Here is a 9,445-nt window from a genome sequence, read left to right as displayed (position 1 = left end):
AAATAGATGAAGACAGTTTCTGGATATTTATCCACCTTCCTTTTCAATAATTTGAGACAAGATTGGTAGCGTCCACAGTCAAAGGTGGGCGTTATGAAAAAGCAAAAATCGGTTCCGGGAAAAACCGGGCTCCAGATGCTCCTGCTGGCAATCGGGCTTGTCGGCCTGGCGGGGCCGTCATTCGCCAGCGATATCCCCGCACCCGGCAGGCCCCAGGAGAAGGTCCAGACGCCGCCCTGTCTCGGCGGTGTTTCACTGACGAGGCCCCAGCCCTGGCAGCCTGCGGACGCTTACCGGATCGGTATGGTCACCGGCAGCTATAGCCCGGATATCGGCCGCGGGGACGGCTCGTCAACGGCGCGAGATGACGCCGGAATAGATCCGGTGCAGACCGCGTCGATTATTCCAGGGGTCTTCGGATCGGTTGCCTTGTCCATGCGCAATTTTCCCGTCGCGGCGCGCTGGGCGCCTGTCTACCGGGCAATCACCGCCTGCTCGGCAGGCAGCCCCTGCGAGCACAAGAGCACGGCTTTTGCCGGCATGATCGCTGCCGCTCAAGGCAAGGGATTCAGCGAGAAGCTGTCCTTCGTCAACAGCAGCGTCAATCGCCTGATCGCCTACAGGAAAGACAGCGTCGTCTACGGCAAGCTCGACTATTGGGCGAAGCCTTCGGAGATTCTTGAGCGGCGAGCCGGCGATTGCGAGGATTTTGCCATCCTCAAGATGACGGCCCTGCTGAGGGCCGGCATTCCGACGCAAAGCATGGCGCTTGTCGTCCTCCAGGATCGCAAGAGAGGCTTCTTTCACGCAGTGTTGTCGGTGAGCACAGGCAGCGGCACCTTCATTCTCGACAGCCTCAGCAACACCGTTATGCGTGACAGCGATCTCCCGGATTACGTCCCGCTCTATTCGTTCAGCACGGACCGGGCCTGGATCCACGGTTCAAGACCGGGCGGCGCCCAGATGGCCGACATCAAGGGCGGTTTCGCAACCGTCGCACCCGGCGAAGGTTTTCAGCCATAGGGTTTCGGCCAGTCCAAGCCATAGGTTCTCGCCAAAGACTGGCGGGCATTCAGCCGCCGAAGACGAACGCCATCAGCAGTTCCGGCTCGAGCACCGGGGCCCGCACCGCATTCAACTGCCCCCGGTATCGACGGTCGCCCGCGCCGATGACAAAACCGGTGGCCACCGGCGATTCGCCATTGGCGTCGAGCCGCGTGAAGATATCGGCCACATTGAGGTCCAGCGCCAGCTTGAGGTCGTGCCGTGCGTCATCGCTTGGGGCGATCGGCAATTGGCGCTTGACCAGTTGCTGGAACGGCGCGTTGAACGACAGTATCTTCTTCGAAGAAGCCAGCGCAAAGGCCGGGGATGGGCACGCGACCAGTATTGCGTTGATGGTGTTGATCGATGCAAGCCTTCGCAAGGTCAGGTTTTCGTCCCCCAACCCACGCATGCAGGCCACCCTGATCGCGGATGTCAGATTGCCTGTCTGGGCCTGGCTTTCGGCGATCTCGTCGATGAGCATGCCGATCGTGCACTTCCTGCTTTCGGCCATCTGCTTCAGCGACATCCAGAATGCCCGCTCCAGACGAATGCCGCGCCGTATGCCGCCGCGCGCCACGACCCGAAACTCCAGCCCGAAATCCTCGGCGGCGACTGGCGCAAGCAGCCGCTCGCGATCGGAATGATGAGGGCTGGCGCTACCGCTCACTCATCGCCTCCTCGCGCGCCTTGTTGATCGGCTTCAGGAGGTAGTGCAGGATCGTCTTGCGCCCGGTCTTGATGTCGACCGAGCAGATCATTCCGGGGATGATCGAATAGGCCTTGCCGTCTCTTTGAAGGGTCGATTTGTCCGTCGCCACGCGCACCTGATAATAGGGCTCCCCCGTTTTCTGATCGACCAGGCTGTCGGCTGTGATGTTGGAGACCTTGCCCTCGATGCCGCCGAAGATCGAGAAATCATAGGCGGTGACCTTGATAAGGGCTTCCTGGTCGGGCCGGATGAAGGCGACATCCCGCGGCGAGACCCGTGCCTCCACCAGCAACGTTTCGGAGGTTGGCACGATGCCGGCCACGACGGCGCCAGGCTGGACGAAGGCGCCGACCGTGTTCAGTTCCAGCGTGTTGACGATGCCGTCCACGGGAGACCGGATATCGGTGCGCGCGACCTTGTCGGTGGCTCCCCTTATGGTCTCATCCACCACCGAAAGGTCCGCCAGCGCCTGGGTAAGGTCGTCCAGCGCCTCCTGCTGCAGTTGCAGGCCGAGTTCCTCGACCTGAAGCTGAGCTTCCGTGATCGACGATTTGATCTTCTTTATCGTTTCGCCGGCAAGGTTCAGCTGGCCGTTGAGTTCGGTCTGCTCGCGCTCTACCCGGAGCTGCTCGGTCCTTGCCATCAGGCCTTTCTTGACCATCGCGTCGACGAGTTTTGCCTCCTGGTCGCTGACGACCAGGTTCTTAGAAAGACGATCGGAATTGGCCTCCGCCTCGGCAAGTTCCTTCTCGCGCTGATCGAGGCGTGACTTGAGCACGGACAGCTTGTTGTCGAAGTTCCCACGCCGGGCGATGAGCAGCTTCTGTTCATTGTCGCAGATTTGCGGAGCGACCGACTGGATGTCCTGCGGGCACGGAAATGGGCCCGAGAGATTGCCGGCCTGTTCGTATTTCAGCCTTGCTATGCGCACTTCCAGCGCGCGCGCCTTGGCCTGCTGCTCGCCAAGGCTGGACGTGTTGAGCGTGTTGTCCAGGCGGATGATGAGATCGTTCTTCTTGACGACCTGGCCGATCGTCACGGCGATTTCCTGAACCACACCGGCCTCGCTCGCCTGGATGATCTGGGTCTTGGAAGCAGGTATGACCTTGCCGTCGCCGCGTGCGATCTCATCGACTTCGGCAAAGGACGCCCAGGCGACAAAAACGACGAAGAGCGCTCCGATGATGAATATGGACGCCGACGCAAACAGCGGCGGCCGATCTTCCCTGGCAAGCATTTCCCACGCCCCAACGCATTGGATGCAGCAATAATTGTTTTGTCAGGCGCTTGTTTTCTGCAACGCCTGTATGACTTGGTCCTTCGGTCCGTCGGCAACGATTTTGCCCTGTTCGATAACGATCAGGCGGTCGGCCAGTTCAAGCATGCTGAACCGATGTGTGGAGACGATCAGCGTGGTGTCGCGGTCAAAGGCGACTTTGAGCTGCTTGATCAACTGGCGTTCGGAAGCAAGATCCATCGAGCCCGACGGCTCGTCCAGAAAGACGATTTTCGGTTTGGTCAGCAGCAGGCGCGCGATCGCCACCGTCTGCCTTTGGCCGCCCGAAAGATTGGTGCCGCGCTCGCCGACATTCATGTCGTAGCCGCGCGGGTGGCGTGAGACGAAATCGTCGACGCCGGCCGCCTTTGCCGCTTCGATGATCTGTTCGTCTGTAGCCTCGGGGCATGCCATCAGGAGGTTTTCCTTGATGGTGCCCGAGAACAGGTCGCCGGCCTGCGCAACGATGCCGACCGCGGCGCGAACCTCGGACGGGTGATACTGGCGAATGTCGATCCCATCCAGCAGCAACTCACCGGAAGTCGGCAGGAAGAGCCGGCCGACCAGCCGACCCATCGTCGTCTTTCCCGATCCTATGCGGCCGATGATGCCGATCCGCTCACCCGGCTTGACCGAGAAATTCAGGCCGGTCAAAACTTCGTTTTCCGAGCCTGGATAGACAAACCCGACATTCCTGAACACCATCGCGCCCTTGCGGATGGGGCGGTTGACGAAGCCCACCGTGTCGGGCCGGTCTTCCGGTTGAGCCATGATCGAATTCACCATCCTCAGCGAGAGCATGGCCTGGCGGAACCGGGACAACGTTATGGCGATCTGGCCGAGCGGCGCCACGGCCCTGCTCGCCAGCATCACCGTTCCTATGATTGCTCCTGTCGAAACATGCCCTTCCGAGAAGGCATAGGCGCCGGCCACGACCAGGGCGACGGTCACCAGCTGCTGTATGGACTGGGTGATGTTGCCCGCCGCCGCCGAAAGCTGCTTGATTTTCTCGGACGTGTTGGCGGCGTTCTTGGAGTGCTCTCCCCATTTCCGCAGCAGATACGCCTCGGCGCGCAGCGACTTGATGGTCTCCAGCGTCGAGATGGATTCGACCAGCAGGGCCTGGCGCTGCGATGCTTCGTTCATCGAGGCGGCGACGCGCTTGCCGATGCGGCGCTGGGTGACCAGGCCGACGATGACGGACATCACGAAGGCCAGCGCCGGTATGATCACCAGCCAGCCGCCTATTGCATAGATCACAAGGAGAAAGACGAAGACGAATGCCGTGTCGATGAACACGCTTATGGTGTTGGAGGTGAAGAACTCCCTGACGAATTCATATTGCGTGATCCTGTTTGCGTATTCACCGGTCGAGCCGGGGCGCGCCGAAAGCGACGAGTTCAGCACTTTTTCGAACAGCAGATAGGATATCCGCAGATCCGCCTTGCGGCCGGCATAGTCGATGAGGGAAGCCCTTGCCGTCTTCAAAAGCAGGTCGAACAGGATGACCGCACCGATGCCGAGAGCCAGGACCCACAGTGTCGATATTGCCTTGTTCGGCAGGATCCTGTCGTAGACGTTCATGGTGAAGATCGGCGAGGCTATGGCCAGCAGATTGATGAACACCGCCGCCAGGACGACTTTCGAGTAGGTGCGCCAGAAAGCGCCCATCGTCCCCGTAAGCCAATGTCTTCGCTCGATCCTGGCCGCCGAGCCGACCGACATGGTCTCGGCGGCATTGGCATAGGTGATCGAAAAGGAAGCGCCGCCGCTGATGTAGCTGGCGGCCAGTTCCAACCGGCCGATCGTGGTGCGGCCGTCTTCCTGGGGCGCGGTGATATACGCATCGCCTTCGCCTAGAGCCAGCAGGGCGACGGGCAATTGGCTGACGCGAAAGACGATGGCCGGCAGGTCGATACGCCCCCTGAGAAAATCGCGATGATTGAACTCGGTGACTTCCAGGCCGATGCGTTCGGCAAGGTGCCTGATGTCGTCGGCCGCAATTCGCGTGTCCGAGAGCGGCACGCCGGCAAACAGCACGGTCTCCGCGCTCGGCCTGCCGAGATATCCGGCAACGGCCGAGAAGCAGGCCTTGAACGCCTCCTTCGGGGAGAGGATGTTGGGTTGCTGGTTCACGATCTGCCCGTCAGGACGCTCGCTGGACCTTGTGCTGTCCTATTTCTTCCTCACCGGAGCGAGAATATCGAATGGCAGGTCGTTCTTCTGCTCCGATGGCGTCCGCGCATAGGTTTCTGTGTCCGCGGTTTCCGGTGCTGCGAACTCGGTGCGTGCATAGGCCGTCGCTTGCTTTGCCGGCTCGAGATTCATCGTTTTCAGCAACTGTCCGGTCGCGGCCAGGAGCCGGTACTGGGCAAACAGCGATGCGTAGGAAGCGGTATCCGCCAGCGTTGCCGTGTTGAACCGTGTATTCTGCGCATCGAGCACGTCGAGCAGCGAGCGCTGTCCGACCTTGAACTGCTCGCGATAGGAAGCAACCAGCTTCTCATTGGCAGCGGCTTGTTGCCTCAGGGTCTTTGCCAGATCGGCTTGCCGGAAACGGCGATCCCATGAGGTGCGAACGGCTTCCTCGATTTCGCGCTGGACCTGATGCAGCGCGAGACGCTGTTCACTGGTGCGGCGGATCTGTTCCTGCTCGTTGGCCTTGTCGATGCCACCGCGGTAGAGGTTCCAGCGCAGGACCACGCGCGCCTGCAGGTCGGTGGTGTCGCCATCGTCGCCGTCAATGTCGGTTCCTGCCCGGGCCCGACCTTCAGCGATGATGGAGGGGCCAAATTTTGCCCGCGCAGCGTTCACGAGGGAGGCCGCCGCGTCGATGTCGCTGTTGGCCATGTGTACGCGCGGATTGCTTTCCCGCGCCAACCCTATCGCGTCGTCGAGCGAGCGCGGGAGTGCGGCCGAAACATCGCCGGGCCTCGAAGGGCTGGTCAGTGGCTTTCCGACGGTTTTGAAGAAGCGGATCTTGGCCGCTTCCAGTTCCTCGGTCGCCTCCTGCATGCGCGCCTTGGCGGCGAACAGCCGTTCCTCGGCCTGTTGACGGTCGGCCTCGTTCAGCGCGCCGCCCGAGATGCCTTGCCGGATGTCGCCGAGAATTGCCTGGTGGAAGCCGAGATTCTTCTTCGCTTCGGCAACGATCGAGGCCTGCAGCATGTATTCCAGATAGTCCTGGACAACGGACAACCCGATGAATTCGGACCGTTCCAGAACGCGGAACGAAGCGCCGTCGACGCGCGATGCCTGACGGTTCAATTCGGCCCGCCTTCCGCCGCTGTCATAAAGCGTCTGCGAAACGGTAAGATCCGTTTCAGCCGGATAGAGCGCATCGCCTTCGATGGAAAGAGAGCGCCGGGACGGATTGTCGAGCCGGCGAACGCCAGCCGATGCCTCGACATCGACACTGGGAAGATAAAGGCCCTTGGCCTGCCGCAACTCGAACTCGATGGCTTCGCGATTTTCGATCGCCTGTCCAATCTCGGGATTGGACTCCACCGCGACAGCCATCGCCTCCTTGAGCGTGAGCGCGTGAGCACTGCCGCAGGTCAGCATGGTGGCCGCCATCAAAAGACCAAGGCGCCTGCCTATGGTCGACATGTTTGTCGTATTCATTAATCCCACCCTAACGTTTCCCCAGCGTCCTTTTCAGAGCGCTAACCAAGCCAAGGCCTGCCCGTCGGTGGATTATTCACAGATTCACGAAATATGTGAGCGATTATTGATTTAGAGATCGCTAAATAGCCTTTTTGGGCAACAAGGCTGCGAGATGTAGCAAAAATAGCACATAACGTCGGCTCGCTGCGGTTGTATCCGGACGCCGCATTCAGTGGGAAAGCACAAAAAACGGCAGGCCAGTGGGCCGGTATGGCCAGAATCATGGCCGGTTCGGATAGCGGCTGTCGATGATCCAACCTGAAGTTGAGCCCTTTTTCAGGCACGCCCCTTTGGATGCCGCGTCCAAAAATACTCCATCGCGGCGGCCGGCGTACGCTTCATGTGGCTCACTGCGGCCAAAAGCTGGTCAGCGCGCACCCTAATTTGCGCTCAACGCCACCATGCGGTCGAGCGCCGCGGTCAGGCCGCGAAGCGACACAGGGAAGCTCAGCGGGGTCTCGGCGTCCGTCGTGACATTGAGCTTCAGCACCGAGCCTCCCCTCAGCTTTCCAAGCGTCGGCCGATCAACCGTAAAGACGGAGACGCAACCCGTCGGCAGGCAGGTCCTGAAGCGCTGCGGGGACAGCGGCGGTTGATCGTCGATCTGCAGCGTCACGCCCGGATCAAGGAGGATGCCGAAGGGCAGAAGCAGGGTAGCCGTCGTCGAACCGTCCGGGCGTGCCGCGATCTCCATGGCAAGAAGCCTCTGCCCGTTCTGCTGGACCTGGTCTTGCGCAAGCGAGCACACTCTCGCCTTTTCCCGTACCGAACAGGTCACGCTCCAGTCCTGATAGACCTCACGCAGCGATGAGGGTCCATCCGGGACAGCCGCCACCTGCTGCTGCGCGGACGCCGGTGACATCAACGAAAACAGGATTGCCCCACATGCGGAGACGGCCTTCGGGCCAAGCTTCATGTGCAGACCCATTCGCGGATCTTGCATTTCTCTCCCGTCGCCTCGCAGGCATGCAAAGCGAGATCCTCCGCTTCCCGACGGGTCTCGGCCGAGTTCACGCCCCAGGGCGTGAAACGGTTCTCCACTTTGTCTGCCACGGCAAGCGCACCGCAGTGCTTGTAGGGAAAGCCGGTCTCGTCGTCATCATTCCAATGGCGATGGTTGCGGAAGACGGTGACGACGTTGCAGGCCTTTCCGCCTGCGTTCTCGCAATATTTCTGTGCGATGTCCTTCGCTTCCTGCCGCTTGTCGGCGCCCCAGAAGAAGCCGTATTTGCTATCGGCCTGCGAATAGGCAATGGCCGCCCATATGCCCTTTTCCTCCTGTTGCGGTTCCGATGGGGCCACAAGGTCGGCTGAGACGACTTGTCCGCTCCACAACAAGGTCAAGCCCAAAACTGCCAAAGCCTGCAATCTCATGGTCGGCATCCTTTCCTTGACCTCACTCGCTTCGCGTCCTACTTCGCCGCCGAAGCAAGGGAGATCACCACACAGCTTTTGCCCGTCGGCAGGAGAAGCGCTTCACCGGCATTGCCGCCGAGCTCGTAGACCTCGACCTGCCCGAGATGGTCGGTGATCTTGCTGCCCTGCGGCAGGATGGATGGGATGTCGGCGCACGGGCTGGCGAATGGCGCCACCCGCACCATCGCCCCTTCGCAACCCGTGGCGGTGGGCGATGCGAAGACGATGCCGGCGGCCGGTCCGCTATAGCGTTCCGACGCATAGTCCATGCCGACAAAAGCCTGGATGGCGTGCTTGTCGGCGGCCTGGTCGTTCCACAGGGATTTGACGCTGTATTTCGTGCCGGTCGTCAGGATCTGTCCGAGCACTGGATAGACGGTCGAGCAGGCCTGCACACCGGCCTGCTTGACATGCTCGAGGAAGGGCGTGTCCGGAAGCACGGGGGCCGCCGCTGTTGCTGCAGGTGCGGCCGTCGCGCCGCCGACCAGATTGGCGACCGCGGCGTAATTCCCGGCGGCGAAGCCAAGCCCCGCCACGACCAATCCCAGCAGTGAATATCCGGCCGCGCGTGGCCAGCGCCTTGGGGGCTCGGCCCGCCTCTGCCGATCCGCCTCGACGCTCGGAGTGCGTTTGGCGGACGTGAACTGGTCCTGCTGGCTCATGGTGGCGCCTCGGTTATTTGAGTGGTGAAAGGGCGTCTGACAGCCCCTTGAGCGTTGCGGTAACGGTGATCGTCTGCCCATCGACCGTCGAGTAGGAGATCGCCGGCGTCGCGTTCTGCGATATCTGCCGGCGCATGACGGGGCCGACCGGCAACATGCCGACACAGACCATTTCGTTGCAGCCGTTCAGCTGCACGTCGATCGGCTGCTTCTGTCCATCGAATTTCACGGACACCAGGCCATCGCTCCTGGCGTTCGGGGCGGTGCGCAGGATCATGTACGGCTTGCCGTCCTGGGTGGCGGCAAGCGACCAGCTGAAGGCCATCTTGCCGGACGCGTCCTCGATGATCTGCGAGACGTTGCAGACCTTCTTGCGGGCTTTGAGGTTCTCGTCGCAGATCAGCGTCCAGTTGTCGAATGGGCGTATGGTGCGCTGGTAGTCTCCGAGCTTCACCTCGGGCGGGAGCACCACGTCCGAAGGCTTGATCCTGTAGGTCGACGCGACCTGCCCGGCGGCCGGCACGAGGCCGCCGCAAAGCGCCAGGCAGGTCAGGGCAACAAGTCCTTTCATCCCTGCCTCAGTTCAAGGTGAAGCTGATGCCGGCGCCGACGCCGACATGCCCACCCGCTGCCGTGCCCGACAGATTGCCGCGGATGCGGCCGTCCTCG

Annotated in this window: 9 protein-coding genes; 1 reads left to right on the top strand and 8 read right to left on the bottom strand. The window is 61.4% G+C overall.

Annotation, left to right across the window (positions count from 1 at the left end; all coding sequences use genetic code 11):
* The first annotated feature begins 93 nt into the window (after window positions 1–93).
* Window positions 94–1,023: a transglutaminase-like cysteine peptidase gene (locus EN949_RS13000; protein WP_127366904.1), complete on the top strand. Its 930-nt coding sequence runs from the start codon at window positions 94–96 to the stop codon at window positions 1,021–1,023.
* 49 nt (window positions 1,024–1,072) lie between these two features.
* On the opposite strand, the gene EN949_RS12995 is transcribed toward EN949_RS13000, so the two are convergent.
* The 8 genes from EN949_RS12995 to EN949_RS12960 all read right to left on the bottom strand — a co-directional run bounded on the left by EN949_RS12995 (window position 1,073) and on the right by EN949_RS12960 (window position 9,347).
* On the bottom strand, window positions 1,073–1,714 hold the full coding sequence (locus tag EN949_RS12995; RefSeq protein WP_024502654.1) for a ribbon-helix-helix domain-containing protein: 642 nt from the start codon (window positions 1,712–1,714) through the stop codon (window positions 1,073–1,075).
* Entirely contained in the window at window positions 1,704–2,993 is a 1,290-nt protein-coding gene (locus EN949_RS12990; protein WP_013529846.1) for an HlyD family type I secretion periplasmic adaptor subunit, read from the bottom strand. Before EN949_RS12990 ends, EN949_RS12995 begins: the two co-directional genes overlap by 11 nt.
* A gap of 42 nt (window positions 2,994–3,035) precedes the next feature.
* A complete protein-coding gene (locus tag EN949_RS12985) occupies window positions 3,036–5,168 on the bottom strand; it encodes a type I secretion system permease/ATPase (protein ID WP_127366905.1) in 2,133 nt (710 codons plus the stop codon).
* Window positions 5,169–5,207: 39 nt separating this feature from the next.
* Window positions 5,208–6,656 carry a TolC family protein gene (locus tag EN949_RS12980; RefSeq protein ID WP_127371173.1) on the bottom strand — a complete coding sequence of 483 codons (1,449 nt, stop codon included), beginning with the start codon at window positions 6,654–6,656 and terminating at the stop codon, window positions 5,208–5,210.
* Between the two features lie 421 nt (window positions 6,657–7,077).
* The gene (locus tag EN949_RS12975; RefSeq protein WP_027161456.1) at window positions 7,078–7,626 is read right to left on the bottom strand and encodes an invasion associated locus B family protein; all 549 of its coding nucleotides are present in this window, start codon (window positions 7,624–7,626) and stop codon (window positions 7,078–7,080) included.
* Window positions 7,611–8,072, bottom strand: coding sequence for a DUF4189 domain-containing protein (locus EN949_RS12970; RefSeq protein WP_127367298.1), 462 nt, complete (start codon window positions 8,070–8,072; stop codon window positions 7,611–7,613). The genes EN949_RS12975 and EN949_RS12970 overlap by 16 nt, the downstream gene beginning before the upstream one ends.
* A 38-nt stretch (window positions 8,073–8,110) precedes the next feature.
* Window positions 8,111–8,776, bottom strand: coding sequence for a hypothetical protein (locus EN949_RS12965; protein ID WP_013529841.1), 666 nt, complete (start codon window positions 8,774–8,776; stop codon window positions 8,111–8,113).
* 13 nt (window positions 8,777–8,789) lie between these two features.
* The gene (locus EN949_RS12960; protein WP_013529840.1) at window positions 8,790–9,347 is read right to left on the bottom strand and encodes an invasion associated locus B family protein; all 558 of its coding nucleotides are present in this window, start codon (window positions 9,345–9,347) and stop codon (window positions 8,790–8,792) included.
* Window positions 9,348–9,445: the final 98 nt, after the last annotated feature.

The sequence above is a fragment of the Mesorhizobium sp. M7A.F.Ca.US.007.01.2.1 genome, from assembly GCF_003998165.1.
Lineage (GTDB): Bacteria > Pseudomonadota > Alphaproteobacteria > Rhizobiales > Rhizobiaceae > Mesorhizobium > Mesorhizobium ciceri.
Note: the sequence above shows the minus strand (reverse complement) of the source record. Positions and strands in the feature narration are given on the sequence as shown.